This is a genomic window from Halomonas sp. G11 (assembly GCF_001663515.1).
In the GTDB taxonomy this organism is placed as follows: Bacteria; Pseudomonadota; Gammaproteobacteria; order Pseudomonadales; family Halomonadaceae; genus Vreelandella.
Genome location: NZ_LYXG01000011.1, coordinates 30,479 through 47,530 on the forward strand (window position 1 = coordinate 30,479; position 17,052 = coordinate 47,530).

Annotated in this window: 14 protein-coding genes; 2 read left to right on the top strand and 12 right to left on the bottom strand. The window is 56.1% G+C overall.

The genetic code is table 11. The features are described from left to right. Positions 1-2: 2 nt before the first annotated feature. The 9 genes from ADS46_RS05875 to ADS46_RS05915 form a co-directional block, all read right to left on the bottom strand. A complete protein-coding gene (locus tag ADS46_RS05875; RefSeq protein ID WP_066317534.1) occupies positions 3-1,256 on the bottom strand; it encodes a 2-oxo acid dehydrogenase subunit E2 in 1,254 nt (417 codons plus the stop codon). Positions 1,257-1,274: 18 nt separating this feature from the next. Beyond that, entirely contained in the window at positions 1,275-2,252 is a 978-nt protein-coding gene (locus ADS46_RS05880) for an alpha-ketoacid dehydrogenase subunit beta (RefSeq protein WP_066317536.1), read from the bottom strand. A gap of 1 nt (position 2,253) precedes the next feature. Beyond that, positions 2,254-3,456: a thiamine pyrophosphate-dependent dehydrogenase E1 component subunit alpha gene (locus tag ADS46_RS05885; RefSeq protein WP_066317538.1), complete on the bottom strand. Its 1,203-nt coding sequence runs from the start codon at positions 3,454-3,456 to the stop codon at positions 2,254-2,256. A gap of 134 nt (positions 3,457-3,590) precedes the next feature. Further along, complete coding sequence (locus ADS46_RS05890) at positions 3,591-4,367, bottom strand: ABC transporter permease (protein WP_420706100.1); 777 nt, start codon at positions 4,365-4,367, stop codon at positions 3,591-3,593. Further along, the gene (locus ADS46_RS05895) at positions 4,357-5,322 is read right to left on the bottom strand and encodes an ABC transporter ATP-binding protein (RefSeq protein ID WP_066317541.1); all 966 of its coding nucleotides are present in this window, start codon (positions 5,320-5,322) and stop codon (positions 4,357-4,359) included. Before ADS46_RS05895 ends, ADS46_RS05890 begins: the two co-directional genes overlap by 11 nt. Next, positions 5,319-6,536: an ABC transporter permease gene (locus tag ADS46_RS05900; RefSeq protein WP_066317545.1), complete on the bottom strand. Its 1,218-nt coding sequence runs from the start codon at positions 6,534-6,536 to the stop codon at positions 5,319-5,321. The genes ADS46_RS05895 and ADS46_RS05900 overlap by 4 nt, the downstream gene beginning before the upstream one ends. Positions 6,537-6,538: 2 nt before the next feature. Next, on the bottom strand, positions 6,539-7,453 hold the full coding sequence (gene osmF, locus ADS46_RS05905; RefSeq protein WP_066317547.1) for an ABC transporter substrate-binding protein: 915 nt from the start codon (positions 7,451-7,453) through the stop codon (positions 6,539-6,541). A 115-nt stretch (positions 7,454-7,568) separates the two neighbouring features. After that, positions 7,569-8,975: a cysteine--tRNA ligase gene (cysS, locus tag ADS46_RS05910; protein ID WP_066317550.1), complete on the bottom strand. Its 1,407-nt coding sequence runs from the start codon at positions 8,973-8,975 to the stop codon at positions 7,569-7,571. An 11-nt stretch (positions 8,976-8,986) separates the two neighbouring features. Then, positions 8,987-10,666, bottom strand: a complete 1,680-nt coding sequence (locus ADS46_RS05915) for a glutamine--tRNA ligase/YqeY domain fusion protein (protein WP_066317553.1) — start codon at positions 10,664-10,666, stop codon at positions 8,987-8,989. Positions 10,667-10,821: 155 nt separating this feature from the next. Between ADS46_RS05915 and ADS46_RS05925 the strand changes: the two genes are divergently transcribed. Both ADS46_RS05925 and ADS46_RS05930 read left to right on the top strand, forming a co-directional pair. Next, positions 10,822-11,322, top strand: a complete 501-nt coding sequence (locus tag ADS46_RS05925; protein ID WP_066317558.1) for a peptidylprolyl isomerase — start codon at positions 10,822-10,824, stop codon at positions 11,320-11,322. Positions 11,323-11,336: 14 nt separating this feature from the next. Continuing rightward, positions 11,337-12,107, top strand: coding sequence for a UDP-2,3-diacylglucosamine diphosphatase (locus tag ADS46_RS05930; RefSeq protein ID WP_066317561.1), 771 nt, complete (start codon positions 11,337-11,339; stop codon positions 12,105-12,107). Between the two features lie 82 nt (positions 12,108-12,189). Here ADS46_RS05930 and ADS46_RS05935 read toward each other — a convergent pair whose 3' ends face one another. The 3 genes from ADS46_RS05935 to lon all read right to left on the bottom strand — a co-directional run bounded on the left by ADS46_RS05935 (position 12,190) and on the right by lon (position 17,002). Next, positions 12,190-14,010, bottom strand: coding sequence for a SurA N-terminal domain-containing protein (locus tag ADS46_RS05935; protein ID WP_066317563.1), 1,821 nt, complete (start codon positions 14,008-14,010; stop codon positions 12,190-12,192). A gap of 113 nt (positions 14,011-14,123) precedes the next feature. Continuing rightward, positions 14,124-14,396, bottom strand: a complete 273-nt coding sequence (gene hupB, locus ADS46_RS05940; protein ID WP_066317565.1) for a nucleoid-associated protein HU-beta — start codon at positions 14,394-14,396, stop codon at positions 14,124-14,126. Between the two features lie 194 nt (positions 14,397-14,590). Beyond that, a complete protein-coding gene (gene lon, locus ADS46_RS05945) occupies positions 14,591-17,002 on the bottom strand; it encodes an endopeptidase La (protein ID WP_066317566.1) in 2,412 nt (803 codons plus the stop codon). Between the last annotated feature and the right edge of the window lie 50 nt (positions 17,003-17,052).

Consider the following 17,052-nt stretch of genomic DNA (forward strand, 5'->3'; position numbering starts at 1 on the left):
CGTTATCCCAGATGCAACAACATGCTATCCGGGGCTTCCAGAAAGCCCTTCCAGGTATTACAGAAGCGCGCGATCGTCCCCCCGTCAATAAAGCGGTGATCCCCCGCCCAGGTAACCGTCATGATCGCACGCCGCTGGACCTCGCCGTGGTCATCAAAACGTGGCAGCCACTGGGTTTTACCAATCGCCACGATGGCGGCTTCCGGGGCATTAATGATCGGCGCCGCGTAGGTACCGCCCAGCGCCCCTATGTTGGAAATGCTGATGGTCCCCCCTTTGAGATCCGCCTGATCAACCCGCCCTTCTCTGGCCGCATGGGTTAAACGCCCGACTTCTCTGGCAATCTCCAGCAGCGTCAAGCGCTCGACACCTTTGACATTGGGCACCAGCAACCCGGCCTTGCTGTCCACGGCCATGCCGATATTGCACTGGGCGTAGTAGTGCAGCTCGTCGCCTGCTTTATTGAGCTGGGCATTGATAATCGGCGATTCGGCAATCGCCAATGCCATCGCTTTCATGAAGAACGGCATCAGCGTCAAGCGCTCGCCCTGAGCTTCTGCCAGCGGTTTCAAGCGTTCCCGCATGGCGAGAAGCTGCGTCACGTCGATTTCCTCACCGTAATGAAAATGCGGAATCGTGCTGGCCGATTCCACCATGCGCTTGGCCATCATCGCCCGCATGCCACGCAGTGGCTCGACCCGGCTCACGTCACCACTCCCCCGTGATGACGTCTCCCGGGATGACATCGAAGCGGCCTCGCCAGATTGGTCAAGATGCGCCAGGACGTCTTCCTTGAGGACGCGACCGTCTTTGCCGGTTCCCGCGATATCTGTGAGCTGCAACTGATGCTCTCTGACCAGCCGCCTGACGGCGGGGCTGGCAGGCACTTTCCCCTGGGTAACAGCCGCTGGTGTTGGGGGTGACGGCTGAGTCTCCGCCCGCTTTTCAGCAGCCGCGGGCTGACTGGACGACGACGCTTCTGAGCTATCATTCGATGCCTTTGCCTCATCGGCGTCTTCACCGTCAGCCCGGTAGGCATAAAGGGGGGCATGAACCTTGGCAATTTGCCCCTGATCGACATACAGCTTAGTGACAACGCCTGCTTCATGGGCGGTGATTTCCACCAGCGCCTTGTCGGTCATGACCTCGACAACCGGCTGATCTTCTTCAATCCGGTCGCCTTCCGCGACACGCCATTCGACCACTTCACACTCGACGATACCCTCGCCGATGTCCGGCAGCATAAAATCGCTCATTGTTGTTCTCCTCTGGCGTCAAAAATTAACGCTTTCACGAATCGCTTCAAAGATTTTCAGGTGGTCGGGTAGATACTCTTTTTCCAGCACCAGCGGGAAAGGCGTATCCAGCCCGGTCACCCGTGCAATGGGCGATTCCAGGTAGAGAAAACAACGCGCCTGAATCGTCGCGGCAATTTCACCGGCGAAACCGCCGGTCAACGGCGCTTCATGGCTGACCACCAACCGACCGGTCTTGAGAACAGACTCGGCGACCGTATCTGCATCCCAGGGCAACAGCGAGCGCAGGTCGATGACTTCGCAGTTGATACCCTGCTCCTCTGCCAACTCCACGGCCTTGCCAATCACTTCCATCTGCGCGCCCCAGCCGACCAGGGTAATATCGCTGCCCTCCTTGGTGATCTCGGCTTCGCCAATGGGTAGCTGGTAATCGTCTTCCGGCACCTCTCCCACTGACGCGCGGTAAAGCCGCTTGGGTTCGAGAAACAGCACCGGGTCCGGGTCACGAATGGACGCCAGTAATAGCCCTTTGGCCTGATAGGGGTTGCGGGGTACCACGACCTTTAACCCAGGGGTATGGGTGAAGTAAGCCTCGGGCGATTGTGAGTGGTAAAGCCCGCCGGAAATCCCACCACCATAGGGTGTGCGAATGGTCAGGCCACCGACGTTAAACAGATCTCCCGAGCGATAGCGGAATTTGGCGGTTTCGTTAACGATTTGATCAAAGGCGGGAAAAATATAATCGGCAAACTGAATTTCAGCCACCGGAACCGATCCCTGAGCGGCCAGGCCGTTGGCAAAGCCAATGATACCCTGCTCGACCAAGGGGGTATTAAAACAGCGGGCCTTGCCGTATTTTTCCTGCAGGTGGCTGGTGGCACGAAAAACACCGCCAAAAATTCCCACATCCTCGCCAAAGCAGATGACTTTTTCGTCTTCCGCCATGGCGATGTCGAGGGCGTTATTGATCGCCTGGAGCATATTCATTGTCGGCATTTTATTCGCCCCCCTGGGAGTCGGCATCCGTACTCACACTCAGGTCCAACGACTTGGCTCCCCGCGGGTAAGCTTCCGGGTAACGGCGGATATGCTGCTTGAGCTGGTCGAACTGTTGCTGCAACGCCGGGGTGACATCCGCATAGACATCGCTGATCAGGGAGTCCAGGGGCGGAGGCGAGCGCTTTTCGGCACGTTTCATCGTATCCAGCACTTCACGGCGCAGACTTTCCTGCTCGCTGGCCTCCTCGTCTTCGCTCCACCATCCCTTGGCCAAGAGCCACTTCTGCATGCGCAGCAGTGGATCTTTGGCACGCCAGGCTTCTTCTTCATTTTTGGAGCGATAACCCGACGGGTCATCGGAAGAGGAATGTGCGGCCAGCCGATAGGTCATCGCCTCTATCAATACCGGTTGGTTGCGTTCAACGGCGATTTCGCGAGCCTGTCGCGTGGCTTCATAGACCGCCAATATGTCGTTGCCATCCACACGGATCACATGCATGTGATAGCCAAAAGCCCGGGGGGCGATACCGTCGGCTGCAAACTGCTCTACCGCCGGCGTCGAAATCGCGTAGCCATTGTTACGGCAGAAAAAGATCACCGGGACCTGGTGGACCGACGCCATGTTCAGCGCCGCATGAAAATCGCCTTCAGACGCGGCGCCTTCACCAAAGAACGTTAAGGTACAGTGACCATCACCCGCCATTTTTTGCCCATAGGCATAGCCTGCGGCCTGGGGAATCTGGGTGGCAAGCGGCGATGAAATGGTCATGTAGTGGAGCTTTCGCGACCCATAGTGAATCGGCATCTGGCGGCCTTTGCCGTAGTCCAGCTCGTTGCCGAACAGCTGATTCATGAATTCATCAATGGAAAACCCGCGGTACATCAAGGCACCCTGCTCGCGATACTGCGCCATGATCATGTCGGCATCGTCGAGCGCCGCGGTGGCGCCTACCACGGCGGCTTCTTCGCCCGTGCATTGCATGTAGAAGGATAGCCGCCCCTGACGCTGGGCCGCCAACATACGCTCGTCGAGAATACGCGTTGCCAGCATCGCGTGGTAAATGCGCAGGGCATGGTCTTTTTCAAGCCTGGGGGCATCAGCCTCGCTGTAGAGCTCGCCCTCGGGGCTCAGTAAGCTGAAGGTGGGAATCGAAAATTCATCGCCTGTCAGAAAAACAGGCTGGTGTGCATGCTGTGTCATCATTATTGTCCTTGTCGTACCCCTTTTGAGGGCAGTGTTGTCGGTGATGACCTTTTCTGCCAGTGGATTTATCTGACATTGGTCAACGCAACACCTGCGACAGTAACGCAGCTGAGACACTTTAGGGATTCGACTTAAGCGGTATAGAGGCGCGAACGCAGCCGTTCCTGAAGTCGCTCGAACAGGCTATCGACGGTTAATGCCAGCAGCGCAATCGTCAGCGCCCCCTGAACGATATACGCCATATTCCCGTTCACGATACCGGCAATGATGGGATCCCCCAGATTGCTCGCGCCGACGGTGGCGCCGATCGCGGCTGTCGAAATATTGATGGTGATGGACGTCCGAATGCCGGCCAGTATGACCGGGGCCGCCAAAGGCAACTCCACCTGGCGAAGGGTTTGCCAACTCGTCATCCCCATCGCGACGGAGGCACTTTTCACTTCTTTATCAACGTCCTGTAGGCCGCCTAGCGTATTTCGTACGATGGGTAGCGTGCCATACAGCACCAACGCAACAATAATCGGCAGTGTGCCAAAACCCAATGCCGGCACCGCCAGCGCCAGCACGGCAACCGGTGGAAAGGTCTGCCCCAGTGAGGCAACTTGCGAGACCAGAGGTAAAAAATTACGCCCCCATTCCCGTGTCACGACAATCGCCGCCAACACGCCCCCCGCCACGGTAATCACGGCGGCCGCACTGACCACGAGAAGGTGCTGCACAAGCAGTGAGGCAAGGCTAGCGCGTTGATAGACAACCTGATTGGCATCCGGCTCAATCGCACGCAGCAGGCCGTCGGCGTAAGGAAATCCCCAAACACAAGCCATCAAAAGGACCAGCCAGATAGCCGGCCACTTCGCCTGGTGAGCGCCGCGCGCCGTCAGTGAACGGCTCAAGGCATCATGACTCACGCACTTTTCCTTGTTCCGGCTGGGCTTCCTTGACGATTTTGCGCAGCGTCAGCTCGCCTACCGGCACATCGTGTTGGTCCACGACGGTGAGACGGTCCGTATGGTCCCGCAGCATCATGGAAAGCCCCTGAAGCAGGGAATACGTCGCGGGAATCCGCGATTGCGCTGGTAACGTTGGCCCCATTGGGGCCATATGGTCCTTGATCCGGGTTAAGGCCGCTTGCTTCAGACCACGCTCGAGCCCACCGAGCAGCGATTCCACGAACGGGTCCTGCGGGTGATGAAGTAGAGCCAGCGGCGTGCCCTGCTGAACAATATGGCCTTCACGCATCACGACCAGGTGATCCGCCAGCTTTAGCGCTTCATCCATGTCATGGGTGACAAACACCACTGTCTTATGCATCTTCGCCTGAAGCCTGGCAAGTTCATCCTGAAGCTTTTCGCGGGTGATCGGATCCAGCGCGCCAAAGGGTTCATCCATCAGCAAGATATCAGGGTCAGCGGCCAGCGCTCGCGCCACACCGACACGCTGTGCCTGCCCCCCTGACAGCTGATGAGGGTATTTGTGGGCGAATTCATCTTTCGGCAAACCCAGCAGGCCCATCAGTTCGTCAACTTTTGCCTGCACCTCTGCGGCGGACCATTTCAGCAAGCGTGGAACGAGGCCGATATTGCGGGCCACCGTCCAATGCGGAAATAACCCTGTGTTCTGAATCACATAGCCGATGCGACGCCGCAACTTGACCGGGTCATAGGCGGCAATCGGCTGACCATCCAGCAGGATGTCACCCTCGCTATGCTCAATGAGGCGATTAATCATCCGTAATGTGGTTGATTTACCGCAGCCCGAAGTACCCACCAGCGCACAAAACTTGCCTTTTGGGATGTGCAGCGAAATGTCATCCACTGCAACAGCGTCGCCAAAACGTTTGGAAACGTGGGCGAGTTCAATCATTGGGCATCTCCAGGCCTCACGGTATTTTTCGGCCGGAGGATATCAGACAAGGCCCCCAGTCCGGCGTCTGCTATAAGCGCCAGTATCAGAATGGGCAGCGCGCCCAGTAATACCATGTCCATCGCCGCCTGCCCCAACCCTTGAAAAATAAAAGCCCCCAAACCGCCCGCTCCAATCAAGGCAGCAACCGCCGTGAGGCCAATGGCTTGGACCGACGTGACTCTTATACCCTCGAGCAGCACTGGTAAGGCCAATGGCAAACGCACCTGCCAGAAGCGCTGGCTATTACGCATGCCCATCCCGCGTGCCGCTTCCAGGGTCTCAGGACTGACTTGCTCAAGGGCAATATAGGTGTTTCGCACCATTGGAAGCAGACTGTAGGCGACCAGCGCCAGCAAAGCGGGTGCCCAACCAATGCCACTCACTCCCAGTCGAGACAACAGCGGCCACTGAGCCGCCAGCCAAGCCAGGGGGCCCAACATTAAACCGAACAAAGCGATACTCGGAATGGTCTGCAGAAAATTGAGCACCCCAAAGGCGACTTTCTGAAAGTTTGCATAGCGGCGCATCAGCATGGCGAGGGACAGCCCCAGTCCGATACTGATGGCAACGGAGACAGTCACCAACGTTATATGTTGTCGCAGGGCGCGCCAGAATTCGTCGTTCCGGGCACGAAATTCCTGCCCCAACGCCAGCGCCTCAAGCGCCCACATGGCGCACAGCCACCAGACGAGCGCGACGCCCAGAAGCATCAGGACGGTCCAACGACGCGGCAGCGCTAAACGCAAGCGCAGCTCGATCCAGCACAAGAGCAATAGAGACAGCATCAACCAATAGGCCATGCCCATGTTCAGGCGAGCCTGAGGCATATCATTACTGACCAGCCGGTCGCTGGCCACCATCAAGCCAAACGGCATCAAAAGAAGTAATAGGCAGACGCCTACCAAGGCAACCTGATAATTCTGTCGTCCAGGCTGGAGAGACAGCAGCATGAGGGTAATAATGACGCCGCTGACCAGCAGTGCTCCCAACCACCCCATGGCTTCAACCAGACCAGCCCCCTGGCCACTGACGATCCGGTTGGGAGACACGCTGACGACATCGAACAGCCAGACAGCCACCAGCATGACACTCAGGAGAACGACCAGAACACTATTGGGCCGCCACTGTCGCCAAGCCATTTGCGGACTTGGCAAAGCATCCAGCAACGCCATTATCAGTCGTTATCCAGGCTATCGAGGTAATCGCCCGCGACATTACCGGGTGACATGCCGTTCACCGCCACGTCAGCATTGAGTTTCTGCAGCGTTTCAAGATCCAGCGTGCTGAATACGTCTTCAAGCAGCGGCGCGATATCAGGGTACGCTTCCAACACGCTTTCACGTACTACCGGAGCTGGCTGGTAAATTGGCTGAACGCCCCTTGAATCTTCAAGCACCACGAGGCCCAGCGCATTCAAACCACCGTCGGTACCGTATGTCATCGCGGCATTGACGCCACTGGTCTGCTCGGCGGCTGCCCGCATGGTGGCCGCCGTGTTGCCGCCAGAAAGCACCAGTAGTTGATCTTCGCTGAGTTCAAACCCATAGGCCTGCTGAAAAGCGGGAAGTGCCTGCTCGGACTCGACAAATTCGGCGCTTGCCGCAAACTTGAACTCGCCCCCTTCTTCCAGATAAGCCGCCAGGTCATCGAGCGTCTCCAGACCATTCGCCTCTGCGACATCCTTTCGTACGCTCATGGCCCAGGTATTGTTGGCACTGGCCGGCGTTAGCCACACCAATCCCTGCTCGGCATCGCGCTCACGGACAGTTTCATACGCCTGTTCCGGGTCGTTCCATACATCACTGCCGCCCATATCAAAGAAGAAGGCACCGTTGCCAGTGTATTCGGGATAAAGGTCAATCTCTCCCGCTTGCAAGGCGCTGCGTACAACACTGGTGCCCCCTAACTGAAGGCGATCCTCCGTGGGGATATCGTGGCGCTCCAGCGTCTGTATGATCAGTTCACCCAGCACCGACCCTTCCGTGTCGATTTTTGACGAAACCACCACCGGGTCATTGGCATTGACCGATGATAGCGGTAGCAGGGTGAAACATCCGATGGCGATGGCCGATTTAGTCGCAAAACGCATTGTCATCATCCTTTTGCAGAGTTTTGTAGGAGTATATGCCCGTCGTGCGTTGAAGTCAGATTCACTTCGAATCCAAAGCGCTATCTAACTCGTACTCACCATCGTTTGGCCCTGCTCATGAAGCAGACTCAAGAACCCAGGTGGTGCCTTCCCGGGAATCTTTAAGAATAATCCCCAGATCCGCCAGCTCGTCGCGGATAGCATCGGCTTGCGCAAAATCCTTGTTGGCCTTGGCAGCCTGACGCTGGGCGATCTTTGCGTTGATGACCGACTCGCTCAGCGGAAGATTTTGTTGCTGCGAGCCTTTCAGAAACGCCTCTGGCGATTGCTGGAGAAGCCCCAGCACACCGCCAAGCTGTTTCAATTCAGCTGCAAGGATCCGAGCCTTTTCAGGCGCATCGGATTTGGCGCGATTGACATCACGCGCCAGGTCAAACAAAACAGCCAACGCTTCGGGGGTATTGAAGTCATCGTCCATCGCTTTAGTAAAGCGGTCGCGATAAAGGGGCCCCACTGGATCATCGAGCTCGGTGTTAACATCAAGACTCACGCCGTCCAGCGCCGTGTAAAAGCGTGTCAATGATTTTCTGGCTTCGGAAAGCGAATCCAGTGAATAGTTAATCGCACTACGGTAGTGGCTGGCGACCAGCAGATAGCGGACCACTTCCGGGTCATGCTCAGCCAACACTTCACGAATCGTGAAGAAGTTACCCAGCGACTTCGACATCTTTTCCTGGTCGACACGCACGGCCCCCGCGTGCATCCAGGTGTTCACGTAGGTTTTCCCGGTGGCCGCTTCAGACTGCGCGATTTCATTTTCGTGGTGAGGGAACGTCAGGTCCGGCCCCCCGCCATGAATATCGAAAGTGTCGCCAAGGCAGCAGGTCGACATTGCCGAGCATTCAATATGCCAGCCGGGGCGTCCGTCTCCCCACGGGGAGTGCCAGCTCGCCTCGCCGGGTTTGGACGCTTTCCAGAGCACGAAATCCAGCGGATCTTCTTTATGAACGTCTACATCAACGCGGGCGCCTGCGCGCATGTCATCCAACTGGCGATTATTCAGCTTGCCATAGTCAGCGAAACGGCGAACGCGGTAATACACATCGCCGTTGTCGGCCGGATAGGCGAAGCCTTTATCAATCAGCGTCTTGATCATGGCGATGATATCGTCGACATGCCCGGTCGCTCTGGGCTCATGGCTGGGCGGCAACACATTGAGGCGCGCCTCGTCTTCATGCATCGCTGCAATCATGCGCTCGGTCAGCGAAGAGATACTTTCTTGGTTTTCATCGGCACGCTTGAGGATCTTATCGTCAATATCGGTGATATTGCGCACATAATTGACGTCATAGCCGCGTTCACGCAGGTAACGGGTAATCACATCGAACGCCACCATGACCCGGGCATGGCCCAGGTGGCAGTAGTCATACACCGTCATGCCGCAGACATACATGCTTACCTTGCCCGCCTCCAGCGGGGTGAAAGGCTCTTTGCGACGCGTCAGCGTATTGTAGATTTGCATTGGCCGATTCCTTAACCTTTCTGTTTGATTTTCGCCCAGCTGTCCTTTAGCCCGACGGTGCGGTTGAAGACCGGACGACCCGGCGTCGACACGTGACGATCCGCACAGAAATAACCTACCCGCTCGAACTGGTAGCGCGCTTCAGGCCCTGCATCCGCCAGGCTGGGTTCGCCGATTGCCTGACAGACGGTCAGGGACTCGGGGTTCAGATGGTCCAGAAAGTCGACATCTTTGTCCCGGTCAGGCTGCTCCACCATGAACAAATTATCATAGAGACGCACTTCCAACGGGATACCATGGTCGACACTGACCCAGTGGATGACCCCTTTCACTTTTCGACCCTCGGGGTTTTTACCCAGGGTGTCAAAATCCACCGAGCAGTTCAGTTCCGTGATATCGCCTGCCTCGTTCTTGATCACCTCATCGCAGCGGATGACGTAGCTGTTACGCAGACGCACTTCTTTACCCGGCGCAAGACGGAAGAACTTTTTGGGGGCATCCTCCATGAAGTCGTCCTGATCGATATACACCTCGCGGGTCAGGGGCACCTTGCGCACCGGCATATCGTCACGCGCAGGGTGGCCGGCCACTTCGTACACTTCTTCATGGTTCTCAGGCACGTTAGTAAGCACCACTTTGAGCGGCTTGAGCACGCACATCGCCCGTGGCGCATTGTCTTCCAGGTCCGAGCGAATCGCGTGGGTCAACATGGCAATGTCGACCAGGCCGCCGTCGGCGCGGGTCACCCCGATCATGTCGCAGAACTTGCGGATTGACGCGGGCGTGTAGCCCCGCCGGCGCATCCCCGAGATGGTGGGCATGCGCGGGTCGTCCCAGCCGTCCACGATCTGTTCGTCGACCAGCATTTTCAGCTTGCGCTTGGACGTCAGCGTGTAGTTGAGGTTTAACCGCGCAAACTCGATCTGGCGGGGCTTGGTCGGCACCGGCAAATTTTCCAGGAACCACTCGTAAAGCGGCCGATGGTCTTCGAACTCTAACGTGCAGATAGAATGCGTCACGCCCTCGATGGCGTCAGACTGACCATGGGTAAAATCGTAAGACGGGTAGATTTTCCACTTATCGCCGGTCTGATGGTGGCTGGCATGACGAATGCGATACAGGATCGGGTCACGCAGGTTGATATTGGGCGATGCCATGTCAATTTTGGCACGCAGCACCTTTTCACCCTCAGCAAACTCTCCCAGGCGCATGCGCTCGAGAAGGTCAAGGTTCTCCTCCGAGCTACGCTCACGGTAAGGACTCGGCTGACCCGGCTCGGTCAGCGTACCGCGGTATTCGCGAATCTCGTCAGGCGTCAGGTCATCAACATAGGCTTTATCTTCACGAATCAGGTGTTGCGCCCAGGCATACAGCTGGTCGAAGTAGTCAGAAGCAAAACGCACCGGCCCTGCCCACTGGAAGCCCAGCCAACTGACGTCCTCTTTAATCGCGTCAATATAGGCCTGCTCTTCTTTGGCAGGGTTGGTGTCGTCAAAGCGTAAATGACACTCACCACCCATCTGCTCCGCCAACCCAAAATTCAGGCAGATCGACTTTGCATGGCCGATGTGCAGGAAGCCATTGGGCTCAGGGGGAAAGCGCGTCACAATCTTAGTGACCTGGCCGCCCTCGATTTCGTCGCGTACTTGGTTGCGAATGAAGTTCGGCGCTGGGGTGGTCTCGTTGGTCATGGTGGCGTTGATAACCTCGTGGTGGATGGCGTGCTTGGCTGCATCTGCCTACTCTAACGGTATAGCGCTTCGCGGTGCCAAGCAAAACCGTTATTATAACGTGACGCCGATGCACAGCGCCAAGGCGAACGCCTTTATTGAACAGGAATTTATCTATGATCGTATTACAGACGAACCACGGTGACATCACGATTGCGCTTAATCATGAAAAAGCCCCCGTTACCGCCGCCAACTTCGAGCAATACGTTCGCGATGGTTTTTACGACGGCACCCTTTTTCACCGCGTCATTGATGGCTTTATGGTTCAGGGCGGTGGCTTTGATCAGGATTTCAATCAAAAACCCACCCGTGACCCGATCGAAAACGAAGCGGATAACGGGCTGAAAAACACCCAGGGCACCCTGGCAATGGCACGCACTCAGGACCCTCATTCCGCCACTGCTCAGTTCTTCATTAATGTCGGTGATAACAGTTTTCTGAATCATAGCGGCAAGAATTTGCAGGGTTGGGGTTATGCCGTTTTCGGTGAGGTGGTCGACGGCATGGACGTGGTCAACGCGATTAAAAACGTCAGCACCACCCGTCGCGGTATGCATGCCGACGTACCCGCCGAGGACGTTATCATCGAACGCGCCTATCTCAAGGAAGCCGAATAATCTCCGGGAGCTGTATGCGTACCCTGCTAGTTGCTGATATGCACTTGAGTCATGACACCCCTGAGATTAATCAGGGGTTCCATGATTATTTAGCCCATACCGCCCAAGGAGCGGATGCCCTGTATATTCTGGGTGACCTGTTTGATGCCTGGATCGGCGATGACCTTCTCGATACGCCTCACCCGCTGGGCGCTGTCGCTCGAGAGGTCACTCAGCAATTGCACCGCCTCAGCAGCGATGGAACGGCGGTATATTTTATTCACGGCAACCGTGATTTCTTGCTGGGCCAACGCTTTATCGATGCCTGCCAGGCAACACTGCTTTCCGAGGTAGAGCAAATCGAGCTCCAGGGAATGCCTGCCATCATCTTGCACGGCGATAGCCTATGCACCCAAGATGAGGCGTATATGGCATTTCGCCAACAATCCCGGGACCCTGAATGGCAAGCTCAGATACTTGCCATGCCGCTGGAACAGCGCCTTGAACTGGCCAGCAGCCTGCGCATGCAGTCGGGAGATGCCAATGCCAAGAAGGCAGATGCCATCATGGATGTGACACACGATGAGGTAGTCGCGCTGATGGAAAAGCATGGCGTCACGACCATGATTCATGGTCATACCCATCGCCCCAAAGTGCACGATTTAACCGTGGAAGATGTCCCTGCCAAACGCTTCGTGCTTGGCGACTGGGATGCCAGGCACGGCTGGGATATCGTGGTCGAGAAGTCAGACCATACGGCCCCTCGGCTGCGCCAGTTCCCCCTTACCAATCCACCGTCTCCCTGAAGACGGGCACTATAGAAGCACTATAAAAAAAGCCGATCCCTTGGATCGGCTTTTTCGATGGGACAGGCATCACGTCTAATGCTTATCGCTCAATTTCGGCATCACTGCGAAGGTCTTCAACGAGCCCCTGAATGATGGCCTGTGCACGCAACTGCTGCGCCATCTGAGCGACAAAACGCTCGCGCTCTTCATCCGCATCTCCCGCCGTTACTTCGTCAAGCGCAAGCAGCGCAACGCCGGTGGGCAATACCGTCGTTTGATAGGTGCTTTCTCCGTCATCGGGATGCGGCATCCGGAAAGCAGCTTGCACGATCAGTTGAGAAGCCGTGACTTCATCCTGGCGGCGAACATTGTTGGCCTCCAGCCATTGCTTATCAATCGACTCACCTTCTTTCAGACGTGCCACCATGTCTTTGGCTTGCGCCTGAAGTCGCTCCTGTTGCCGTTGGGCGCGTACCGCTGCCTCCACTTCATCACGCACTTCATCTAGCGGTAACTGGGCCTGTTCACGATGATCCGCAACGCGTACGACCAACCGACGGTCTTCATCGAGCTCGATCACTTCGCTGTTATAACCTTCCTCCAGAACGTCGTCACTGAAGGCCTGCTCCATGACGCCTGGCTCAAACAGGACACCACTGCCCTGATCATTCCGGGCCAGCCAGTCGCTTTCTTGAAGGGGGAGCGACAGATCTTCAGCGACACTTTGCAGGTCATCGGCCGCAAAGCTCTCGTCGATAAGCTGCTGGACCTTGTCGTTAAACGTATCATCCACTTCGTTCATCGCGACCTCTTCACGCAGCGAATCCCGCTGGTCTTCAAACGCCGGACGTTCAATGTCGGTGACTCGAATGATATGCAGGGCGTTGTCCATTTCGACAACCGATGACGTTTCTCCCTCATCAAGGGAAAATGCCGCCTCATCAAAGGCATCGCCGAAGAAGCCACGGCTGATTGTGCCCAGGTCGCCGCCTTCTTCCGCACTGGCCGTATCATCAGAATAGCGAAGCGCTGTATCGGCGAAAGACTCGCCGTTCTCAAGGGCTTGTAGCGCCTCCTCGGCCCGTTGCCGGGCTTCTTCGCGATCCCGCTCATCACCGAATGTAATCATGATGTGCGAAACCCGGCGGTCTGCATCTGCGTTACGCTCTAGCCAGGCTTCGCGTAGCGCTTCTTCATCCACATCGGCATTCCTTGCCATTTCGCGCCGGTCGATCAAGACATATTCGAGGCGCACCTGCTCGGGGCGCTCAAAACGGTCGGCATTGGCCTCATAGTAGCTTTGCAGCTCGTCTTCGCTGATCTCGATATCCCCTTCGAGATCATCTTCGTCCAACATCACATAGCGAAAACTGCGCTGCTGACGCTGGAGTTCTGCCAGGCGCTGACGCTCGTTGTCCAGGGTGAAATCGCTAAACGCAAGCCCCTGCTGAAGCTGTTGACGCTTGACGTCCACTTCCAGCTCCTCGCGGAACGAAAGAGGCGTATAGCCAGCTCCTGATAAACGATTGCGAAATATGTCGGGCGAGAATCGCCCATCTTCATCCTGAAATTCAGGGATACCCACAATGAGCTGGTCGACCTGGTCTTCGGATACGTACAAGCCGCCTTCTTCAGCATATTGGGTAAGCAGTGTTTGGGTTACCAGCTCATCCCTTATGTCATTACGCAGTTGACGCTCTTGCTCAGGCGGCACCTGGCCTGAACGCATAGCACGCTGAACTTCCAATTCAATCTGTTGGCGCATGATGGGCTCGCCATTCACGCTGATTTCTTGATTGGGGTCGTCACCGAACAGACCAAATAAAGATTCCACACCGAAAAGCGCCATGGCGGCCACCATGACCCCGATAATGATCTTGGCTCCCCAGCTTCTGGATCCATTCCGAATACTTTGCAGCATGTTGCCCTCAGGTCGTCACAGCTAAACGGGTCGCCCCTAAAAAGTGAGCTAGAAAATAACATGGGCGCATCGCGGTTGCGATGCGCCCATAGATGACTACAAACGCTTACAACTTAGTTAACGGCGTCTTTCAATGCTTTACCAGCTTTAAAGCTAGGCACTTTTGCCGCACTGATCTGGATCGGCTGACCTGTTTGCGGGTTACGACCAGTACGCGCAGCGCGTTCTTTAATTGCGAAGGTACCAAAGCCCACCAGTGAAACACTGTCACCATTTTTCAGGCTATCGGTGACAGACTCCACCATGGCATCCAATGCGCGGGTTGCCGCTGCTTTTGGAATATCTGCAGACGCGGCAATGGCTTCAATCAGCTCAGACTTATTCACACTTCACCCCTTGACTGTTTCAAAAAATGGTTCTAAAGACATGGTCACCGACGGTATCGACGATCAAGGCATAGCAGCGTTTTATAGCAATGCCCTGAAACGCCTGTCAAGCAACCTTGCCTGGATGTGCCCGCCATAAAGGCTTTGGGCAATGCTACAAACAAAATGCTAGTGCTAGCGGTTGGCCGACGTTGCTAATGTGTATTGGCGACGGCAGTGTTACCCAACGCTTTATCCGCTTTAGGTAGCGGCGCACCTTCCAAAGGTTCGTCCGCCAACGCCACGGCAAGTACATCGTCAATCCAGCGTACCGGACGAATATCCAGTGCATCCTTGATATTGTCCGGTACCTCCTTGAGATCGCGACGATTTTCTTCCGGAATCAGGACTATCTTTATACCACCACGACGCGCTGCCAGCAATTTCTCCTTTAGCCCACCAATCGGCATGACTTCACCACGCAGGTTGACTTCACCGGTCATCGCCACATGGCTCTTCACCGGGCGCTGGGTATAGGCAGAGACAATCGCCGTTACCATGGCCACCCCGGCACTCGGCCCATCCTTGGGCGTGGCACCCTCTGGGACGTGAATATGCAGGTCCTCTTTCTCGAACCGCTCGGCGTCGATACCGTATGCCTGCGCTCTGGCACGCACAACGGTTTGTGCCGCACTGACGGACTCCTTCATGACATCGCCGAGCGAACCGGTTTTGTTGATTCGCCCCTTGCCAGGCGTCACCACCGATTCAATATTCAGCAATTCACCACCTACGGAGGTCCATGCCAACCCGGTCACGCGGCCCACCTGATCATCTTCTTCGGCAAGCCCATAGCTGTAACGCCGAACGCCCGCATAATGCTCGATGTGCCTGGCCGCAAGCAGATCCGGTGGCAGTTCGCCATCTTTGACGGCAGAGGGTTCTATACGCTCGCGCAACACTTTCCGGCAGACCTTGGCGATCTGGCGTTCCAACTCGCGGACACCCGCTTCACGGGTGTAGTAGCGAATAAGCTCAAGCAAGGCGTCATCTTCGACCGCCAGCTCGTCTTTTTTCAGACCGTTGGCTTTCAACTGCTTGGGTAGCAGGTAACGCTTGGCAATCGCCAGCTTTTCATCTTCGGTATAGCCAGGCAGACGAATGATTTCCATACGATCCAGCAATGGGCCTGGGATATTCATCGAATTGGCCGTGCAGATGAACAGCGTTTCGGACAGATCATAATCCAGCTCAAGGTAATGGTCGCTGAAGCTGTTGTTCTGCTCAGGATCCAGGACCTCTAACAGCGCAGAGGCCGGGTCCCCCCGGTGGTCCATGCCTAATTTGTCGACCTCGTCCAACAAAAACAGGGGGTTTTTAACACCTGCCCGACTCATGCGCTGCATCAGCTTACCCGGCAAGGAACCAATATAGGTGCGCCGGTGGCCCCTGATCTCGGATTCATCACGTACACCGCCCAAGGCAAGGCGTACGTATTTGCGGTTAGTCGCCCGCGCAATCGATTGGCCTAGCGACGTTTTACCCACCCCGGGCGGACCGACCAGGCACAGCACGGGGCCTTTCATCTTGCGGACACGCTTTTGTACCGCGAGATATTCCAGGATGCGTGACTTTACCTCTTCCAGACCATAGTGGTCTTCATCGAGCACCTGCTGGGCTTTCTGCAGGTCGTGCTTGACGCGAGTGCGTTTTTTCCACGGCACTGCAATCAGCCAGTCCAGGTAGGACCGCACTACGCTGGCTTCAGCAGAGTTTGCCGCCATCATCTTGAGCTTGTTCAGTTCTTGGGTGGCTTTATCCGCCGCCTCTTTAGGCATACCAGATGAGGCAATCGCCTGCTCGTATTTTTCCACTTCGTTGGGTACATCATCGAGCTCGCCCATCTCTTTTTGGATGGCTTTCATCTGCTCGTTCAGATAATACTCACGCTGCGTCTTTTCCATCTGCTCTTTGACACGCGTGCGAATCCGCTTTTCCACCTGCAAGAGGTCAATTTCAGACTCGATGAGCGCCATCAAATGCTCAATGCGATCGCGCACACGATCCATTTCCAGGAGCTCTTGCTTATCGCCGATTTTCAGCGATAAATGCGCGCAGATGGTATCCACCAGACGACTCGGGTCCTCAATGCCGGACAACGAATTGAGGACTTCGTTAGGCACTTTTTTGGATAGCTTGACGTACTGCTCGAACTGATTGAGCAGTACGCGTACCAATGCCTCTTGCTCGCGGGTCGTCAGCGGCTGGCTTTCACGGGGCATCAGGTAGGCCTGAGTGTAACCATCAGCATGCTCTTCGATGCGACTCACATCCGCACGGTAGTTGCCTTCGATCAGCACCTTTACCGTTCCATCAGGCAACTTCAGCAGCTGCATGATGTCGGCCACCGTCCCCATGGCATAAAGGTCGGCGTTGTCAGGCTCATCTTGAGATGCCTCGCGTTGAGCCACGAGTAGAACGCGCTTGTCGGCCTCCATTGCCGCCTCGAGGGCTTGGATCGACTTTTCACGTCCCACGAAAAGGGGAATCACCATTTGCGGATAAACCACCACATCGCGCAATGGTAACAGGGGTAGACATTGTGTCTGTTCGGCGCTCTGCTGCATCGCAGACGTTCCTCGATAAATCAGATGAGTTCTGGGAAGAGAACTGACTA